General features: G+C 72.2%; 15 protein-coding genes. 4 read left to right on the forward strand and 11 right to left on the reverse strand.

The features are described from left to right. Positions 1 to 126: 126 nt before the first annotated feature. The 8 genes from DSM26151_RS04120 to DSM26151_RS04155 form a co-directional block, all read right to left on the reverse strand. Positions 127 to 1,560 carry an aldehyde dehydrogenase family protein gene (locus tag DSM26151_RS04120; protein ID WP_234661156.1) on the reverse strand — a complete coding sequence of 478 codons (1,434 nt, stop codon included), beginning with the start codon at positions 1,558 to 1,560 and terminating at the stop codon, positions 127 to 129. A 175-nt stretch (positions 1,561 to 1,735) separates the two neighbouring features. Then, entirely contained in the window at positions 1,736 to 2,896 is a 1,161-nt protein-coding gene (gene hpaD / locus DSM26151_RS04125) for a 3,4-dihydroxyphenylacetate 2,3-dioxygenase (RefSeq protein WP_234661157.1), read from the reverse strand. Between the two features lie 29 nt (positions 2,897 to 2,925). Continuing rightward, positions 2,926 to 4,419 (reverse strand): 5-carboxymethyl-2-hydroxymuconate semialdehyde dehydrogenase, encoded by a 1,494-nt coding sequence (hpaE, locus tag DSM26151_RS04130; RefSeq protein ID WP_234661158.1) that lies wholly within the window; start codon positions 4,417 to 4,419, stop codon positions 2,926 to 2,928. After that, positions 4,416 to 5,165 carry a GntR family transcriptional regulator gene (locus DSM26151_RS04135; RefSeq protein WP_234661159.1) on the reverse strand — a complete coding sequence of 250 codons (750 nt, stop codon included), beginning with the start codon at positions 5,163 to 5,165 and terminating at the stop codon, positions 4,416 to 4,418. Before DSM26151_RS04135 ends, hpaE begins: the two co-directional genes overlap by 4 nt. Beyond that, complete coding sequence (locus DSM26151_RS04140; RefSeq protein WP_234661160.1) at positions 5,162 to 6,664, reverse strand: fumarylacetoacetate hydrolase family protein; 1,503 nt, start codon at positions 6,662 to 6,664, stop codon at positions 5,162 to 5,164. The genes DSM26151_RS04135 and DSM26151_RS04140 overlap by 4 nt, the downstream gene beginning before the upstream one ends. 77 nt (positions 6,665 to 6,741) lie before the next feature. Beyond that, positions 6,742 to 7,548, reverse strand: coding sequence for an HpcH/HpaI aldolase family protein (locus DSM26151_RS04145; protein WP_234661161.1), 807 nt, complete (start codon positions 7,546 to 7,548; stop codon positions 6,742 to 6,744). After that, on the reverse strand, positions 7,533 to 8,318 hold the full coding sequence (locus tag DSM26151_RS04150) for a fumarylacetoacetate hydrolase family protein (protein ID WP_234661162.1): 786 nt from the start codon (positions 8,316 to 8,318) through the stop codon (positions 7,533 to 7,535). The genes DSM26151_RS04145 and DSM26151_RS04150 overlap by 16 nt, the downstream gene beginning before the upstream one ends. Positions 8,319 to 8,362: 44 nt before the next feature. Beyond that, positions 8,363 to 10,021 carry a thiamine pyrophosphate-binding protein gene (locus DSM26151_RS04155; RefSeq protein ID WP_234661163.1) on the reverse strand — a complete coding sequence of 553 codons (1,659 nt, stop codon included), beginning with the start codon at positions 10,019 to 10,021 and terminating at the stop codon, positions 8,363 to 8,365. A gap of 196 nt (positions 10,022 to 10,217) precedes the next feature. On the opposite strand from DSM26151_RS04155, the gene DSM26151_RS04160 reads away from it, so the two are divergent. The 4 genes from DSM26151_RS04160 (at position 10,218) to DSM26151_RS04175 (ending at position 14,432) form a co-directional block, all read left to right on the forward strand. Then, entirely contained in the window at positions 10,218 to 10,523 is a 306-nt protein-coding gene (locus tag DSM26151_RS04160) for a hypothetical protein (RefSeq protein ID WP_234661164.1), read from the forward strand. Between the two features lie 278 nt (positions 10,524 to 10,801). Beyond that, positions 10,802 to 12,247 (forward strand): glyceraldehyde-3-phosphate dehydrogenase, encoded by a 1,446-nt coding sequence (locus tag DSM26151_RS04165; RefSeq protein WP_234661789.1) that lies wholly within the window; start codon positions 10,802 to 10,804, stop codon positions 12,245 to 12,247. 71 nt (positions 12,248 to 12,318) lie between these two features. Further along, positions 12,319 to 13,494, forward strand: a complete 1,176-nt coding sequence (locus DSM26151_RS04170; RefSeq protein WP_234661165.1) for a thiolase family protein — start codon at positions 12,319 to 12,321, stop codon at positions 13,492 to 13,494. Positions 13,495 to 13,643: 149 nt separating this feature from the next. Continuing rightward, the gene (locus tag DSM26151_RS04175) at positions 13,644 to 14,432 is read left to right on the forward strand and encodes an SDR family NAD(P)-dependent oxidoreductase (protein WP_234661166.1); all 789 of its coding nucleotides are present in this window, start codon (positions 13,644 to 13,646) and stop codon (positions 14,430 to 14,432) included. 27 nt (positions 14,433 to 14,459) lie between these two features. Here DSM26151_RS04175 and DSM26151_RS04180 read toward each other — a convergent pair whose 3' ends face one another. The 3 genes from DSM26151_RS04180 to DSM26151_RS04190 all read right to left on the reverse strand — a co-directional run bounded on the left by DSM26151_RS04180 (position 14,460) and on the right by DSM26151_RS04190 (position 17,317). Next, positions 14,460 to 15,443: a permease prefix domain 1-containing protein gene (locus DSM26151_RS04180; protein ID WP_234661167.1), complete on the reverse strand. Its 984-nt coding sequence runs from the start codon at positions 15,441 to 15,443 to the stop codon at positions 14,460 to 14,462. Then, complete coding sequence (locus DSM26151_RS04185; protein WP_234661168.1) at positions 15,440 to 15,790, reverse strand: PadR family transcriptional regulator; 351 nt, start codon at positions 15,788 to 15,790, stop codon at positions 15,440 to 15,442. The genes DSM26151_RS04180 and DSM26151_RS04185 overlap by 4 nt, the downstream gene beginning before the upstream one ends. 84 nt (positions 15,791 to 15,874) lie before the next feature. Next, positions 15,875 to 17,317 carry a helix-turn-helix domain-containing protein gene (locus DSM26151_RS04190; protein ID WP_234661169.1) on the reverse strand — a complete coding sequence of 481 codons (1,443 nt, stop codon included), beginning with the start codon at positions 17,315 to 17,317 and terminating at the stop codon, positions 15,875 to 15,877. Positions 17,318 to 17,329: the final 12 nt, after the last annotated feature.

The following is a 17,329-nucleotide window of genomic DNA, read 5'->3' on the forward strand; positions in this document are numbered from 1 at the left end:
ATACGCGCCACGCCGCGCCGGCCCCGGGATGCCGCGGCGGGCGCGGCGTGCGACCGAGCACGGAACGGGCCGGGGCGCGATCGCGCCCCGACCCGTTCCCCGCGCGAGCGCGGACACCGGTGCCGGTCAGCCGTGGACGACCTGCGGCACGCCGAGCGCCTTGAGGCCCTCGACGCCGAACTCGAGCCCGTAGCCGGACTGCTTCGCGCCGCCGAAGGGGGCCATCGGGTGGATCGCACCGTGGGCATTGATCCACACCGTGCCGGCCTCGAGGCGCGCGGCGATGCGTCGCGCCTCGTCGCGGTCGGTCGACCACACCGAGGCGCCGAGCCCCACCTCGACCCCGTTCGCCATCGCGATCGCCTCGTCGAGGTCGCGGTAGCGGATGATCGGCAGTGCCGGGCCGAACTGCTCCTCCTGCACGAGCGGGGCGCGGTCGTCGATGTCGGCCACGAGCGTCGTCGGGTAGAAGTTGCCGGCCAGGGTGCGATCCGGGTCGCCGCCGAGCAGCACCCGCGCGCTGCCGGCCTTCGCCGATTCCACGAGCCGGTCGACGATGTCGAACTGCTGCCGGTTCTGCAGCGGCCCGAGGACGTTCGCCTCGTCGAGCCCGACACCCATGGGCATCGCGCGCGCGACGTCGACGAGCGCCTCGCACACGGCGTCGTAGACGTCGTCGTGCACGTAGAGGCGCTTCAGTGCGGCGCACGTCTGGCCCGTGTTGATGAACGCGCCCCAGAAGACGCCCTCGGCGATCGCCTTCGGGTCGACGTCGGGCAGCACGATGCCGGCGTCGTTGCCGCCGAGCTCGAGCGTGAGGCGCTTCACGGTGTCGGCCGAGCTACGGATGATCGCCTTGCCGGTCGCGGTCGAGCCGGTGAACATCACCTTCCCGATCGACGGGTGGGATGCCAGCGCCGCGCCGACGTCGCGGCCGCCCGAGACGACCTCGACGACGCCCGCGGGCAGCACGCGGTTGATGACCTCGATGAGGGCGAGCACGCTGAGCGGGGTGTACTCCGACGGCTTCACGACCACCGTGTTGCCCATGCGCAGCGCCGGCGCGACCTGCCAGACGGTGATCATCTGCGGCCAGTTCCACGGGCCGATCGCGCCGACCACGCCGATCGGGCGGTAGTGCAGCTCGGCACGCGTCTGACCGTCGTCGACGACGACCTCGGCCTCGAGCGGCGTCGCCGCGGCGGCCCGCATCCACCCGGATGCCGCGCCGACCTCGAAGCGCGCGTTGGGTCCGTTCAGGGGCTTGCCCTGCTCGCGCGAGAGCACGTGCGCGAGGGCCTCCGCCTCGGCGTCGAGGGCGTCGGCTGCCTGCATGAGCAGTTCGCTCCGGCGCTCGTGGCCGAGGGCCGCCCAGGCGGGCTGCGCGGCCTCGGCGCGGGCGATCGCCGCTTCGAGGTCCTCGACGGTGTGCACCGGCGCGTGCCCGACGAGCCCGCCCGTGGCCGGGTCGAGGATCTCGCGGCGTTCGCCGGCCTGGGGCGTGATCGCGGCGAGCAGGTCGGTCTTGGCGTCCTCGAGGACTGGGGTCGGGCTGTTCATGGCACCTCCACGTTGAGTCGGAGGTTCCACGGTAGGCAGCGGCCCGGCACACCGGGTTGCCGGTGCGCGCGGCGCGCTTGGACGTGCGTGCACGAAACGCTGCGGGCGGTGTCCGGGTGGCGGGCGGCGGTCGTGCGGCGGGGTGCGTCGGCCCCGACGCACCCCGCCGCACGGGTCACAGGGTGTTGCCGAGCTTGAAGCCCTGCTCCTGGTCGCCCTGCCGGGTGTAGGAGAACCCGTCGGCGCCGATCGTGACGGCCATCTCGGACGAGTCGGTGCGCGTCACCACGGGCTGCGGGTTGCCGTCGAGGTCGAGCACGAGCGAGGCCTCGGTGTACCAGCTCGGCACGACGGGGTTGCCCCACCAGTCGCGGCGCTGGTTGTCGTGCACGTCCCACGTGACCACGGGGTTGTCGGGGTCGCCCGTGTAGTAGTCCTGCGTGTAGATCTCGACGCGGTGGCCGTCGGGGTCGCGCAGGTACAGGTAGAACGCGTTCGACACGCCGTGGCGGCCCGGGCCGCGCTCGATCGCGTCGGAGCGGCGCAGGGCGCCGAGCTTGTCGCAGATCGCGAGGATGTTGTGCTTCTCGTGCGTCGAGAACGCGACGTGGTGCATGCGGGGGCCGTCGCCGCCGGTCATCGCGGTGTCGTGCACGGTCGGCTTGCGGCGCATCCAGGCCGCGTAGACCGTGCCCTCCTCGTCCTGGATGTCCTCGGTCACACGGAACCCGAGGTCCTGCATGAACTTCACCGCACGCGGCACGTCCGGCGTGACCTGGTTGAAGTGGTCGAGGCGCACGAGTGCGCCCGGCGTGTACAGGTCGTAGCGCCAGGCCAGGCGCTCGACGTGCTCGACGTCGTGGAAGAACTCGTACGGGAAGCCGAGCGGGTCCTCGACGCGGACCGAGTCGCCGATGCCCGCGGTGAAGCCCTCCGCGCGACGTTCGACGCGGCATCCGAGCTCGGTGTAGAAGGCGACCGCCCGGTCGAGGTCCTCGGGCGTGCGCACGCGGTAGCTGAACGCGGCGACGGCCGCGACGGGCCCCTTGCGGAGCACGAGGTTGTGGTGGATGAACTCCTCGAGCGAGCGCAGGTAGACGGTCTCGTCGTCCTCCTCGGTCACGACCATGTCGAGCACGTCGACGTAGAACTCGCGCGACGCGGCGAGGTCGGTCACGACGAGCTCCATGTAGGCGCAGCGCAGGATGTCGGGTGCGGGCGAGGTCGGCGTCGGCACCGGGTTCTCGGAGTGGATGGGGGCCTCCTGGCTCACGTGGAAGCCCGAGGAGGTGAGGGTCATGCCATCGCGGTGCGATGGTGCGGTGCGGTCGGTCATGTCAGCGTCCTTGCGTCGATGGTGTGGGATCAGGCCTTGCCGAAGGTGGGGTTGTGCACGGCCCCGAGGGTGATGTGCACGGCCTGCTGGTCGGTGTAGAAGTCGATCGAGCGGTAGCCGCCCTCGTGCCCGAGGCCGGAGGCCTTGACGCCGCCGAACGGGGTCCGCAGGTCGCGCACGTTGTTCGAGTTCAGCCAGACCATGCCCGCCTCGACGGCCTGGGCGAAGTTGTGCGCGCGCGTGAGGTCGTTGGTCCAGATGTAGGCGGCGAGGCCGTACTTCACGCCGTTGGCGAGTTCGAGCGCCTCCTCGTCGGAGTCGAACGGCGTGATCGCCACGACCGGACCGAAGATCTCCTCCTGGAAGATCCGGGCGTCCTTCGGGACGTCGGCGAAGACCGTCGGCGCGACGTAGTTGCCCGTCGGCAGGCCCTCGGGGCGGCCGCCGCCCGCGACGAGCCGTGCCTCGCCCTTGCCGATCTCGACGTACGACATGACCTTGTCGTAGTGCTCGGGGTGCACGAGCGCGCCCACCTCGGTCTTCGGGTCGTGCGGGTCGCCGACGACGACGCGCTTCGCCTGCGCGGCGTACTTCTCGACGAACTCGTCGTAGACGGCCCGCTCCACGAGGATGCGGCTGCCCGCCGTGCAGCGTTCGCCGTTCAGCGAGAACACGCCGAAGATCGTCGCGTCGACCGCGGCGTCGAGGTCGGCGTCGGCGAACACGACGGCGGGGCTCTTGCCGCCGAGCTCCATCGAGAGGCCCTTGAGGTACGGCGCCGCGTTGCCGAAGATGACCTGACCCGTGCGGCTCTCGCCCGTGAACGAGATCAGCGGCACGTCCGGGTGCTTCACGAGGGCGTCGCCCGCCTCCTCGCCGAGGCCGTTGACGAGGTTGAACACGCCCTGCGGCAGCCCGGCCTCCTCGAAGATCCCCGCCCAGAGGCTCGCCGAGAGCGGGGTGAACTCGGCCGGCTTCAGCACGACGGTGTTGCCCGTCGCGATCGCGGGCGCGAGCTTCCACGACTCGAGCATGAACGGCGTGTTCCAGGGCGTGATGAGGCCCGCGACGCCGATCGGCTTGCGGTTGACGTAGTTGACCTGCCGGCCGGGCACCTTGTAGGTGTCGTCGGACTGGGCGACGATCAGGTCGGCGAAGAACCGGAAGTTCTCGGCCGCGCGCCGAGCCTGGCCGAGGGCCTGCGTGATCGGCAGGCCCGTGTCGAACGTCTCGAGCTCGGCCAGGCGCGCGTCGCGCGACTCGACGAGGTCGGCGATGCGGTGCAGCACGCGCGAGCGTTCGCGGGGCAGCATGCGCGGCCACGGGCCGTCGGCGAACGCGCGGCGCGCGGCGGCGACGGCGCGGTCGATGTCGGCCTGCTGGCCGGCCGCGGCCTGCACGTAGGTCTGGTTCGAGACGGGGTCGAGCACGTCGAAGCTCTCGCCGCCGATCGAGTCGACGAACTCGCCGTCGATGTAGTGGCGGATGCGGTCGGGCAGCCCCTCGGGGATGTGGCGGGTCATGGGATCGGTGCCTCCTTGGGTGAAGCGGATGCCGCGGCGTCGGCGCCGGGCTCGGGGACGGGGAGGAGCGGGGTCGCCGTGGCATCCGCCGTGGTCCGACGGGTGGCCTGGTAGGCGAGGACCGCATCGAGCGTGCCGGTGCGGTGCTCGCGGGCGGCCAGCTCGATCTCGAGCGGGTCGGCGCCCTGCTCGATGAGGGCGACGATGCGCTCGTGCTCCTCGACGGAGGCTCTGGCCCGGCCCGGGACGAAGCTGAACGACGAGTCGCGCAGCACGCGCATGCGGTTCCAGCCGCGGTGCACGAGGTCGAGCACGTGCGGGTTGGGGCAGCCTTCGAAGAGCACCGAGTGGAACTCGAGGTTGAGTTCGGTGAACCGGTGCGGGTCGAAGTCGTCGAGGGTGCGCCGCATCTCGTCGTTGATCGCGCGCGCCCGCTCGAGCTGTTCGGGCGTGACGTGCGGAGCCGTGAGCGAGGTCGCGAAGCCCTCGACGAGCGCGAGCGTCTGCATCGTGTGCAGGTACTCGGTCTCCTTGATGAGCGCGACCTGTGCGCCCACGTTGCGCTGGAAGGTCACGAGGCCTTCGGCCTCGAGCCGCCGGATGGCCTCGCGGACGGGCACGACGGAGACGTCGAGCTCCGCGGCGATCTGGGCGAGCACGAGCCGGTAGCCGGGGACGTACCGCCCGTCGTCGATGCGTTCCCTGACGAAGCGGTATGCGCGCTGGGACTTGCTCTCGACGCTCACGACGACGCGGCCTCCGTGCGTTCGCGCTCGTAGCGCTGCCGCCACTCGCGGTTCATCGGGAACAGCCCGTCGACCGGTTCGCCCTCGGCGACCCGATCGGCGACCCATGCGTCGGCGGCGTCCTGTTCGGCGGCCTCGGCCGCGACCTCGGCGACGAGGTGCGGCGGGATCACGATGACGCCGTCGCCGTCGCCGACGATCACGTCGCCGGGCTGCACGGCGGCGCCGCCGCACGCGATCGTCACGTCGGTCTCCCACGGGACGTGCCGCCGCCCGAGCACGCTCGGGTGGGCGCCCTGCGAGAAGACCGGGATGCCGATCTCGGCGACCGCGTCGAAGTCGCGCACGCCGCCGTCGGTGACGATTCCCGCGGCGCCGCGCACCTTGGCGCGCAGCGCCAGCACGTCGCCGACGGTGCCGGTGCCGCGCTCGCCGCGGGCGTCGACCACGAGCACCTCGCCGGGGCCCACGGAGTCGAAGGCGCGCTTCTGGGCGTTGTAGCCGCCGCCGTGCGAGTCGAACAGGTCGGGTCGGGCGGGGATGAAGCGCAGCGTGCGTGCTCGACCGACGATGCGGTCGCCCGCGTGGTTGGCGCGGACCCCCTCGATGAAGATGTCGTGGTACCCGCGCTTGCGCAGCGCGACCGAGAGCGTGGCGACGGCGACGGATGCCAGGGTCTCGCGAAGTCCGTCGGTGAGTTCGAACTCCGGCTCGGCGGCTTCGGCCCCGTCGAGCGGCGTCGCGCGCCCGGCGGCGACCGCCTCGGCGTGGGCGTGCTCGGAGCCCCACGCCTCGATGCGCTGGAGGTCGTCGACTGCGGGCTTCGAGCCGAAGTCGCCGAAGGCCGTGCCGCCCTGCGTGATGGTGGTCACGAGGCGCCCGGTCGAGGGCGCGCCCGGTGCGTTCGGCGCGTCGACCTCGACTTCGACGACGTCGCCGGGGAGGACGACGGTCGAGCCGGCCGGGGTGCCCGTGAGGATCACGTCGCCGGTGTGGAGCGTGAAGTGCTGCGAGAGGTCGGCGACGAGGCGCCCGAAGTCGAACAGGAGCGTGTCGGTCGTGTCCTCCTGGACGAGTTCGCCGTCGACCCAGGTGCGCACGCGCCAGTCGCCCGGCCCGATGCCGGCGGTGGGGATCGCGGCGGGCCCGAGCGGGGTGAAGCCGTCGCCGCCCTTGGAGCGCACGTTCGAGCCCTTGTCGGCGGCCCGCAGGTCGTAGAGCCCGAAGTCGTTGGCGGCGGTGACGGCGGCGACGTGCGACCAGCCGTCGTCGGGGGAGACGTGGCGGGCGGGCGTGCCGATGATGAGGGCCAGTTCGCCCTCGAACGCGAGCAGTTCGGTGCCCGCGGGGCGCTCGAGCGTTCCCCCGGTGCCGGCGAGCGAGCTCTGCGGCTTGAGGAAGTAGCTCGGCTGGGCCGGCGTGCGGCCGCGCTGCGCCGCACGCGACGGGTAGTTCAGGTGGACGGCGATGATCTTGCCGGGGGTGGCGATGGCGGTCATGGACTCCCTCGTCTCTCAATATCTGAAATCATATACGATCATTGAGCGGATGGCGCGAGCAGGCTCGGCGCGCCGACTCAGTAGCTGCCGCGCGCCGGGCCGGTGTCGCCGATGAAGCGATCGGCGAGGGCTTCGGACGCGCGCGCGAGCAGTGCGACATCCGCTCCCACCGCGACGAACGATGCGCCCGCGTCGAGATAGCGCTCGGCATCGGCCGGGACGAAGGCGTTCACGCCGACCGGGACGCCCGCCTCGACGCCCGCGCGGACGGCCGTGAGGACGGCGGCGACGACATCCGGGTGCCCCTGCTGCCCGAGCAGCCCCATCGAGGCCGCGAGGTCCGACGGGCCGACGAACAGGCCGTCCAGCCCGGGGGTCGCCGCGATCGCCTCGACCGAGGCGATCGCCGCGGCCGATTCGACCTGCGCGAACACGCTGATCGTCGACGAGGCCTGGGCGAGGTAGTCCTCGACGCGGTTCCAGCGCGAGGCGCGCGCGAGCGCCGCGCCGACGCCGCGCACCCCGCCCTGCGGGTACCTGGTCGCGCGCACGACCTCGGCCGCCTGCTCGGCCGAGTCGACCATCGGCACCAGCAGGTTCTGCACGCCGAGGTCGAGGAACTGCTTGATCGTCACGGTGTCGCCGAAGGGCACGCGCACGACCGGCGCGACGGGGTACGCGGCGACCGCCTGGAGCTGCGCGAGCACCGACTCGAGCCCGTTCGGCGAGTGCTCGGCATCGATGAGCACCCAGTCGAGCCCGCTGCCGGCCGCGATCTCGGCGACGAGCGGGCTGCCCGAGCAGACCCACATGCCGACCTGCGGCCGATCGGCCGCGTCGATGCGTGCGGAGAACGTCGGGGGGAGGGTCAGGCGAATCGGCACGAGATGCTCCCGAGGTCGCGGTAGTCGGCGTGGACGGTGTCGCCGCGCTCGACCCACATGGGTCGGGTGAAGCTGCCCGCGAGGACGATCTCGCCGGCCCCGAGCGACTGGCCGTGCTGCGCGAGCTTGTTCGCGAGCCACGCGACGCCCATCGCGGGGTGCCCGAGCACGGCGCCCGCGACGCCCGACTCCTCGATGGTCTCGTTCCGGCTGAGCAGCGCACCGACCCAGCGAAGGTCGACGTCGTCGACCTTCACGGGGCGGCCGCCGACGACCATCGCGCCCATCGCGGCGTTGTCGCTGATCGTGTCGACGATCGTGCGGCCCTCGAGGGCGATGTGCGAGTTGAGCACCTCGAGCGCCGGCACGACGTACTCGGTCGCGCGGAGCACGTCGAAGATCGTCGTGTGCGGCCCGTCGAGCGGCGCGCCGAGCACGAACGCGAGCTCGACCTCGATGCGCACGTTCGAGAAGCGGTCGAACTCGATGGTCGAGCCCGACTCGACGACCATGTCGTCGAAGATCACGCCGTAGTCGGGTTCGGTGATGCCCGTCGCGACCTGCATCACCTTGGAGGTCAGGCCGATCTTGCGGCCCACGAGCCGGGCGCCGGCGCCCTGGCGTCGCCGCGCCCACTCGGCCTGCACGGCGTAGGCGTCCGCGACGCCCATGCCGGGGTTCCGGGCGGTCAGGAGGGGGACGGTCGTGCGGTCGCGGTCGGCGGCGAACAGTTCGTCGGCGATCTCGCGGATTCGGGACGGGTCCAGCATCGACTCTCCACTTCGTCGTGATCGGTATCTCAAATCATATACGATCAGCGTGCCGCAGCGCGAAGGATCTCATCCTGATAGGGCGCGACGACCCGGTCCGAGATGCGGCAGTCAAGCAGCAGGAACCGTCGCCCGCCGACCGGTTCGGCACTCCACGACGCGAGCCGCTCCAGGTCGTCGAGCCGGCGCACCACGACGCCCTCGGCGCCGACGGCGTCGGCGAGCCGCGCGAAATCCACCCCCGGAATGCGCATGGGCGACTCCGCGACGCCCTGCCGCCCGTACACGTGCACCTCCGCGCCGTACGCCGCGTCGTTCCACACCACGGCGATGCCGCGGCCCGCCGCCGTCCGCACCGCGGACTCGAGATCGGCGATCGCCATGAGGCCACCGCCGTCACCCGTCGTCAGCACGATCGTCGCGTCCGGATTCGCCGCCGCAGCACCCGGCACACTCGGGAAGCCGAGCCCGATCGACTGGAACGCGGTGCCCACCATGACCATGCGGTCGGGGGATGCCACGGGCCAGTACATGTTCGCCCACCCGATGAAATGGCCCCCGTCCGAGACCACGACGCGGTCCTCGGGGAGGAGCTCGGCCAGTCGCGCCGCGACCGAGCGCGGATCCAGGCGGCCGTCCTCGGGCACGACGCCGACGCCCGGATCGTGGGCGCGGAGCGGCGCGAGCTCGATCGACTCGCGCCACCCCGACGACGCCGCGCCGAGCGACCCGAGCTCGGCGACCAGCGCCCGGCCGACGAGCGCCGCGTCGCCCCTGACGTAGGCGCCCACGTGCGGGTGCGTCGCGGCCGGCGCGACATCCACCTGCGCGATGAACGTGCCCGGCGCGAACAGGTCGCCGCACCGCATCGTGAACTGGTTCAGCGAGGCGCCGAACACGACCGCGACATCCGCTTCGCGCACGAGCGACATCGCGCCCTCGGCGCCGAAGCCGCCCGCCACGCCGAGGTCGTACCGGTCGTCGGGGAAGATCCCGCGCCCGAGCGCCGTCGACGCCGTCACGGCGCCCGTCGCCGCCGCGAGCTCGCCGAGCACCCCGCCGGCATCGGCGAGCCACGCGCCGCGGCCCGCGACCAGCAGCGGCCGACTCGCCCCGGCGAGTCGGCCGGCGAGCGTCGCGATCGCCCCCGCGGCGAACTCGCCGCGCGGCCCGAGCGCCCCGGGCAGGCGCGGCTCGGCGACCCCGGGCACGGGCCCGGCCTCCGCGGTCGCGACGTCGTACGGGATCGCCAGCACGGTCGGCACCCGGTAGGCCAGGGCGTGCTCGACCGCGATGACCGTCGTGGCCGCGGCATCCGTTCGCCCGACCGTATAGGTGCGCGCCCCGACCGCGGATGCGAGCGCCACCTGGTCCACGCCCCAGGGCCGCGGCCCCGACGTCGGCTCGTCGCCCACGACGAGCACGAGCGGGACGGCGGCCTGCACCGCCTCCGCCAGGGCCGTCAGCGTGTTCGTGAACCCGGCGCCGTACGTCGCCGTCGCGGCGGCGACGCGGCCGGATGCGCGGAAGTGCGCATCCGCGGCGACGACGCCGCCGGCCTCATGCCGGACGGCCGTGAAAGCGGCGTCCGTGTCGCGTTCGAGCGAATCGAGGAACCAGGCGTTGCCGTTGCCCATGACGCCGAAGACATGATCGACGTGGGCGGCGAGGGTGCGGGCGACGTGCGCGGAGACGGTGGGCATGACGAGGCCTTTCGAGACGACGACGGAAGAGGAGGGTTCCGTATGTGTCTCGCGGGGCCGGCCGGATCGGCCTGACGCTTCGCGCCCATTTTTCGAGCGCCGGCGCCGGTGACGGGATCGCGTCGGCGCTGGACGACGTGATCTTACCCGTACCGCCGATGCGACGACCCGCGGCCGCACAGGGCATCATGGTCGGGTGGAGAAGACCATCCAGCTGCGCAGGTACACGCTCATCGACGGGGAGTACGACGCCTTCGTGGCGTGGTGGAACGAGTGGATGCCGCGCGTGCGGCCCGCACTGGGCTTCACGATCGAGTTCGCCTACGGGATCCGCGAGGCGAACCGCTTCGTGTGGGCCGTCAGCGCACCCGGCGACGCCGACGCGTTCCGGGCGCTCGAAGAGACCTACCTCGCCTCGGCCGAGCGCGCCGCCGCATTCGACGGCGTGCCCCAGCGCGTCGCCGAGTACGACATCGCGCTCGTCGACGACCGCTGCGCCTGACCCGTCGGCGCGGTGCACCGGGCGCCCGCCATGACGCCCGGTCGACACCGCGGCAACGCGGAGCCGTGTCATCCGCCGTCGTGTACATCGAGCACTCGGAAACTCGGGCTATCATCTGAGACATCCCCTTGGACACCACGTGGTCGCCGCTGCCCACCCCTCAGCTCGACCCGAGACAGGCCGCCGAGGTACGCCCGCGGCTGAGAGGAACTGCCGTGAGCCACGAGTTCGACGCCCGACGTGAAGACTGGATCGCCCGGGAGGAGCTCGCCGAGCGGATGATCCCGCTCATCGGCGGGCTGTACCGCGGGCACGGAGTCGTCACCTCGATCCACGGCCGGCGGCTCATCAACCGCTCGGCCGTCGAGCTGCTGAAGGCGCACCGCTTCGCACGCCAGGCCGGCGACGTCGAGCTCGACCTGGCCGACACGATGCGCGTGCTCGAGGCGCTCACCGAGATCGGCCCGGGCCCCGCCTCCGTCGACGTCGCGCGACTCGTCGCGCGCTTCCACGCCGCGGGCGAGGGCACCGACCTGGTCGACTTCCTCCGCGCCGAGCTCGCACCCGTGCTCGTCGACGCCGAGGGCGCGTCCGCGGCATCCGGCACCGACGTCGTGCTCTACGGCTTCGGTCGCATCGGGCGTCTGCTCGCCCGCATCCTCATCGCGCACGCCGGCGGCGGCCAGGGCCTGCGCCTGCGCGCGATCGTCGTTCGCAAGGGCGCCGAGAACGACCTGCAGAAGCGCGCGAGCCTGCTCCGCCGCGATTCGGTGCACGGACCCTTCCAGGGCACCATCACGGTCGACGAGGAGGCGAACACGATCCTCGCCAACGGCACCCTGATCCAGGTGATCTACTCCGACGACCCCGCCACGATCGACTACACCGCCTACGGCATCTCCGACGCGATCGTCGTCGACAACACCGGTCGCTGGCGCGACGAGGCGGGGCTCAGCCGCCACCTCGAGTCGACGGGCGTGTCGCGCGTGCTGCTCACCGCTCCCGGCAAGGGCGCGATCAAGAACATCGTGCACGGCATCAACCACACCGACATCGAGTCGGGCGACCGCGTGCTCTCGGCCGCGTCGTGCACCACGAACGCGATCACCCCGGTGCTCGCCGCGATCGAGGAGGCGTACGGCATCCGGCGCGGGCACGTCGAGACGGTGCACTCGTTCACGAACGACCAGAACCTCATCGACAACTTCCACAAGGGCGACCGCCGCGGCCGCTCCGCCGTGCTCAACATGGTCATCGCCGAGACGGGCGCCGCGAAGGCGGTCTCGAAGGCGCTGCCCGCACTCGAGGGCAAGCTCACGGGCAGCGCCATCCGCGTTCCCACGCCCGACGTGTCGCTCGCGATCCTGAACCTCCAGCTCGAGCGCCCGACCGACAAGGCGACCCTGAACGCGTACCTGCGCAAGGTCTCGCTCACCTCGCCGCTGCGCCAGCAGATCGACTACATCGAGTCGGCCGAGGTCGTCTCGACCGACTTCGTCGGCAGCCACCGCGCGGGCATCGTCGACGGCCTCGCGACCATCGCCGACGGCACCGACGTCGTGCTCTACGTCTGGTACGACAACGAGTACGGCTACTCCTGCCAGGTGGTGCGCGTCGTCGAGGCCATGGCCGGAACCCACCCGATCGTGCTCCCCGAGCGCGAGCCCGTGCGCATCGAGCAGGTCGCTCCCGCCGCCGTGCCCGAGGTCGTCGAGGCCGGCTGAGCGGATGCCGCGTGGCGGGCCCGCGACGCGGGCCCGCCGTGCGCCGGCCGACCCGGCCGTAGGCTGGTGACATGAGCACCGAAGCCGTCATCGTCGACGTCGTCCGAACGCCAGTGGGCCGGGGCAAGCCCGGAGGCATGCTGAGCGAGGTCCACCCGGTCGACCTGCTCGCGGGCGTGCTCACGTCGATCATCGACCGAAACGACCTCGATCCGGCGCTCGTCGACGACGTGTACGGCGGGTGCGTGAGCCAGGTCGGCGAGCAGTCGTGCAACATCACGCGCAACGCACTGCTCGCCGCCGGCTTTCCCGAGACCGTGCCCGGCACGACGATCGACCGGCAGTGCGGGTCGAGCCAGCAGGCGGTCGCGTTCGCGGCGCAGGCGGTGCTCGCCGGCCAGGCCGAGATCGTGCTCGCGTGCGGCGTCGAGTCGATGAGCCGCGTCCCGCTCGGCTCGAGCGCCGCGGGCGCCGACCCGTACGGCACCCGGCTGCGGGCCCGCTACCCCGACGGCCTCGTCGGGCAGGGCGTCTCGGCCGAACTCATCGCGCACGAGTGGGGGCTCTCGCGGGAGGACCTGGACGGGTTCGCCGCGCGCTCGCACCGGCTCGCCGCCGAAGCGGGGGAGTCGGGCGCGTTCGCGACCGAGGTGGTGCCGGTGGCCGGGGTCGACCGGCTCGCGGACGAGACCGTGCGCCCTGCGACATCCGTCGACTCGCTCGCGGGCCTGAACCCGGCGTTCCGCACCGACGCGCTCGCGGCGCGCTTCCCCGACCTCGAGTGGCGGATCACGCCGGGCAACTCGTCGCCGTTGACCGACGGTGCGTCGGCCGCGCTCATCATGAGCGCCGACGCGGCCGAGGAGCTCGGCCTGACCCCGCGCGCGCGGTTCCGCGCGTTCTCGGTCGTGGGCAGCGACCCGCTGATGATGCTCACGGGCGTCATCCCCGCGACCGCACGGGTGCTCGAGCGCGCCGGCCTCACGCACGACGACGTCGACGCGTACGAGGTCAACGAGGCGTTCGCGTCGGTCCCGCTCGCGTGGCTCGCCGAGACCGGGGCCGACCCCGCGAAGCTGAACCCGCGCGGCGGGGCGATCGCGCTCGGGCACGCGCTCGGCTCGAGCGGCACGCGGCTGCTGACGACCCTCGTGAACCACCTCGAGGCGACCGGCGGCCGCATCGGCCTGCAGACCATGTGCGAGGGCGGCGGCATGGCCAACGCCTACCTCATCGAGCGCCCCTGACCCGTGCCCCGGCCGGACCCACCCACCCCAACCGCCGAGTGTTGCCGTTCCCGCCGAGTGATCCCGCTGCAGCAGCAACACCGGGCGGGAACGGTATCACTCGGCGGAAGCGCAGCACCGACAGCACGAAGCAGACGGAGGAGAGACACATGGAGTTGCAGGGAGCCGCGGCGATCGTCACCGGCGGCGCATCCGGACTCGGGCGCGCGAGCGCCGAGGCGCTCATCGAGGGCGGCGCGCACGTCGTGCTCGTCGACCTGCCGGGCCCGCGCGGCGAGCAGGTCGCGGCCGAGCTCGGCGAGCGGGCCCGATTCGTGGCAGCGGATGTCGCCGACGAGGCCCAGGTCGCCGAAGCCGTGGCCGCGGCATCCGCTCTGGCACCGCTGCGCGTCGCGGTCAACTGCGCCGGCATCGTCACCGCGAACCGCACCGTCGGCCGCGACGGCCCCGCACCGCTCGACGCGTTCGAGCGCACCATCCGGGTGAACCTCATCGGCACGTTCAACGTGATCCGCCTCGCCGCGGCGGCGATGGCCGCGACCGAGCCGGTCTCGGCGGCCCTGCCGGGCGGCCCGGCGACGGCCGAGCGCGGCGTGATCGTGAACACCGCGTCGGTCGCGGCGTTCGACGGCCAGATCGGCCAGGCGGCCTACTCGGCTTCGAAGGCCGGCGTCGCGGGCATGACGCTGCCCATCGCGCGCGACCTGTCGAAGCTGCTGATCCGCGTCGTCACGGTCGCGCCGGGCATCTTCGAGACGCCCATGATGGCCGGAATGCCCGACGAGGTGCGCGCCTCGCTCGAGTCGCAGGTGCCGCACCCGTCCCGGCTCGGGCACCCGAGCGAGTACGCCGCGCTCGTGCGATCGATCGTCGCGAACCCGATGCTGAACGGCGAGACGATCCGCCTCGACGGCGCGATCCGCATGCAGCCGAAGTAGGCCGGCCGTCGTCCGGCCGGGCCGGCCTCAGATTCGGCCGAGCGCGAGCGCGGAGCCTCCGCGCCCTCGCACCGTCTTGATCACGCCGTCGACGACGTCCCACACGGTGACCCCGATCACGACGAACACGACGATCGTCGCCACGACCTCGCCGCCCTCGCCCCACGGCCAGCCGATCGCGTCGAGGAACTCCGGCGCGAAGAGCTGCCCGGTCGTGTAGAGCCACAGCGCCGGAACCGTGAACGCGAGGTTCAGCCCGAGGTTCGCGGCGGCCAGCCACCAGCTCCACCCGTTCCGGTAGACGGCGACGGCGAACGCCGCCTCGAGCACGATGAGCACCAGGAAGTACGGCAGCCAGAACGACCACAGGTCTGGGTCCAGCACCGGCACGTCGCGGAACTCGGGCACCCAGGCGATGCCGGCCGACGAACCGAGCACGATCAGTGCGGCGAAGAACCCGAGGAACACGAGCGACGCGATGAGGTCGCCGAGCCTGCCTGCGCGTTCCTGGCCGGCGCCGTCCGGGAGCTGGTCCGGCGTCCAGGTCGACTCGGGTGCCGCACCCGGGGAACGATCGACGATGGCGAACACGAGCGTCGTCCAGAACCCGAGGTGCACGGCGAGCGAGACGGCGACGCCGGCGGCCTCGGCGAACGCCGTGCCGACGGGGTCGCCCGCGAGCAGGTTCGCGAAGACGACGGCCACGGCGCCGATCGGGAGCACGATCGCGTACAGCAGCTTGAGCAGCCGCCACCACACGAGGAAGTACCGCGGCCCGATGAGCACGAGGGGGCGGTCGAGGTAGGTCGCTGCGAGGGCGGCCGGATCGCCGAGTTCGGTCAGGGCCGCACGCTCGGCGGCGTCGGGAGCGATGCCGGACGCCTCGAGGGCATCGATCGCATCACCGAGGCGTTCGCGCAGCTCGCGGCCGAACTCGGCGCGCTCGGATTCGGGGATGCTGCGTGCCGCCGCCAGGATGTACCTGTCGGTCAGCGTGGTCGTGGTGGTCATCGTTCGTCTCCATCCGTTCCGCCGGTCAGGCGCGCGAGCGCCGCGTCGAGCTCGCGCCAATCCGCGGCGAGGACCTTCGCGAGCGCGTCGCCCGCGGGGCTGGTGCGGTAGAACTTGCGAGGCCGCGCCTCGTCGGTGTTCCACTCGCTCGTGAGCAGCCCCTGCTTCTCGAGGCGGCGCAGGAGCGGGTACAGGGTGTTGGCGTCGACCGCGAGGCCGTTCCGGCCGAGCGATTCGAGCAGGGAGTACCCGTAGTCGGGTCGGCGCAGCATCGCGAGGCAGCCCAGTACGACGGTGCCGCGCCGCAGTTCCTGCAGGTGGCCGGCGGTCGTGTCATCCAGACTCATGCCACGCACTGTACTGTGTGTCGCACACTATTGCAACAGATGCAGAGAAGTGTCGGATGCCAGGGCGCGCGAGCCCAGCGCCAGCTACTGCTCCGCGTGCGCCTCGAGGAACGCGTACACCTCGGCGTCGTCGACGCCGGGGAACGTTCCCGACGGCAACGGCGAGAGCACGTGCGCGTGCAGCCGCGCGCTCGGCCAGGCCTGCCCGGCCCAGCGCTCGGCCAGCCCGTCCGACGCGCGCCGGCAGCAGGTCTCGTCGGGGCAGCGCGACTCGGCGCGATGGGTCGTCTCCCTGCCGCGGAACCACTTCGCCTGGTTGAACGGCACGCCGACGGTGATCGAGAACTCCGTGGCATCCGTTCGCCCGGTCTGCGTCGCGCACCAGAACGTTCCCGCCGGGGTGTCGGTGTACTGGTAGTTCTCCGTCGTCCGGTTCGTGTGCTCGAACGCGCGACGCGCGCTCCACTTCTTGCACACCCACTGGCCCTCGATCGAGCCCGTGACGTCGGTCGGCAGCGGCAGGCCGTCGTTCTGGTACCCCTTCGTGAGCGAACCGTCGCCGTTGACCCGCAGGAAGTGCACGGTCATGTCGAGCTGCGTCGTCGCGAGGTTCGTGAACCGCAGTGCGGCCGCTTCGTGCGTGACGCCGAAGGCGTCGCGGAAGTCCTCGATCGCGAGCCGCTTGTCCTTCTTGGCGTCCTGGAGGAAGGTGACGGATGCCGCCTGCGGCATGAGGCACGCGGCCGCGAAGTAGTTGATCTCGAGCCGCTGCCAGAGGAACTCGTCGTAGCTCGCGGGCGGCTCGTGCCCGAGCAGGCGGTGCGCCATGGCCTGGAGCGCCATCGAGCGCAGGCCGTGCCCGCCCGGGATGGAAGCCGGAGGCAGGTAGATGCGACCGTTCGCGAGGTCGGTGATCGAGCGGGTCGAGTCGGGCAGGTCGCTGACGTAGATGAGCTGGAAGCCCAGCCGTTCGGCCATGACGCTGACCTCGCGGTGGGTGAGCGCGCCCTGCCGGTGACCCGATGCGCGCACCTGCTCCTCGGCGAGCTGCTCGATCTCGGGGATGTAGTTGTCACGTGCGCGCATGCGCTCGCGCAGCTCGGTGTTCGCGCGGCGCGCCTCCTCGGGCGTGGCGATGGCCTCGCTCGCGCGACGCTGCAGCTCGCGGTGCAGCCCGACCACGGCCTCGAGGGACTCGTCGGCCATGCTGCGCGTCGGCTTGATGAGCGGCAGCCCGAGTGCGGCGTAGAGCGGGCTCGCCTGTGCACGCCCGAGCTCGAGTTCGAGTTCGGCCCGGCGGCTCGGCGCTTCGCGGGAGAGCAGCTCGGCCAGCTCGACCTCGAGCGCCGCGGCGATCGCGTCGAGTGTGGAGAGCTTCGGCTCGCGCTTGCCGTTCTCGATGAGCGAGAGCTGGCTGCCCGCGAGGCCGACGCGGTCGCCGAGCTGGTCGAGGGTGAGGCCGCGTTCGGCGCGGAAGTGCCGGATGCGATGTCCGAGCGTGGCCAGGTCGGGGCTGCCGAGTCTCATGGCTTCAGAATA

Source organism: Agromyces marinus, assembly GCF_021442325.1.
Classification (GTDB): domain Bacteria; phylum Actinomycetota; class Actinomycetes; order Actinomycetales; family Microbacteriaceae; genus Agromyces; species Agromyces marinus.

Coding starts and splice junctions, on each gene's coding strand:
- DSM26151_RS04120 (WP_234661156.1), bottom strand. CDS start 1,560: ATGAACAGCCCGACCCCAGTCCTCGAGGACGCCAAGACCGACCTGCTC.
- hpaD (WP_234661157.1), bottom strand. CDS start 2,896: ATGACCGACCGCACCGCACCATCGCACCGCGATGGCATGACCCTCACC.
- hpaE (WP_234661158.1), bottom strand. CDS start 4,419: ATGACCCGCCACATCCCCGAGGGGCTGCCCGACCGCATCCGCCACTAC.
- DSM26151_RS04140 (WP_234661160.1), bottom strand. CDS start 6,664: ATGACCGCCATCGCCACCCCCGGCAAGATCATCGCCGTCCACCTGAAC.
- DSM26151_RS04150 (WP_234661162.1), bottom strand. CDS start 8,318: ATGCTGGACCCGTCCCGAATCCGCGAGATCGCCGACGAACTGTTCGCC.
- DSM26151_RS04155 (WP_234661163.1), bottom strand. CDS start 10,021: ATGCCCACCGTCTCCGCGCACGTCGCCCGCACCCTCGCCGCCCACGTC.
- DSM26151_RS04165 (WP_234661789.1), top strand. CDS start 10,802: ATGATCCCGCTCATCGGCGGGCTGTACCGCGGGCACGGAGTCGTCACC.
- DSM26151_RS04170 (WP_234661165.1), top strand. CDS start 12,319: ATGAGCACCGAAGCCGTCATCGTCGACGTCGTCCGAACGCCAGTGGGC.
- DSM26151_RS04175 (WP_234661166.1), top strand. CDS start 13,644: ATGGAGTTGCAGGGAGCCGCGGCGATCGTCACCGGCGGCGCATCCGGA.
- DSM26151_RS04180 (WP_234661167.1), bottom strand. CDS start 15,443: ATGACCACCACGACCACGCTGACCGACAGGTACATCCTGGCGGCGGCA.
- DSM26151_RS04185 (WP_234661168.1), bottom strand. CDS start 15,790: ATGAGTCTGGATGACACGACCGCCGGCCACCTGCAGGAACTGCGGCGC.
- DSM26151_RS04190 (WP_234661169.1), bottom strand. CDS start 17,317: ATGAGACTCGGCAGCCCCGACCTGGCCACGCTCGGACATCGCATCCGG.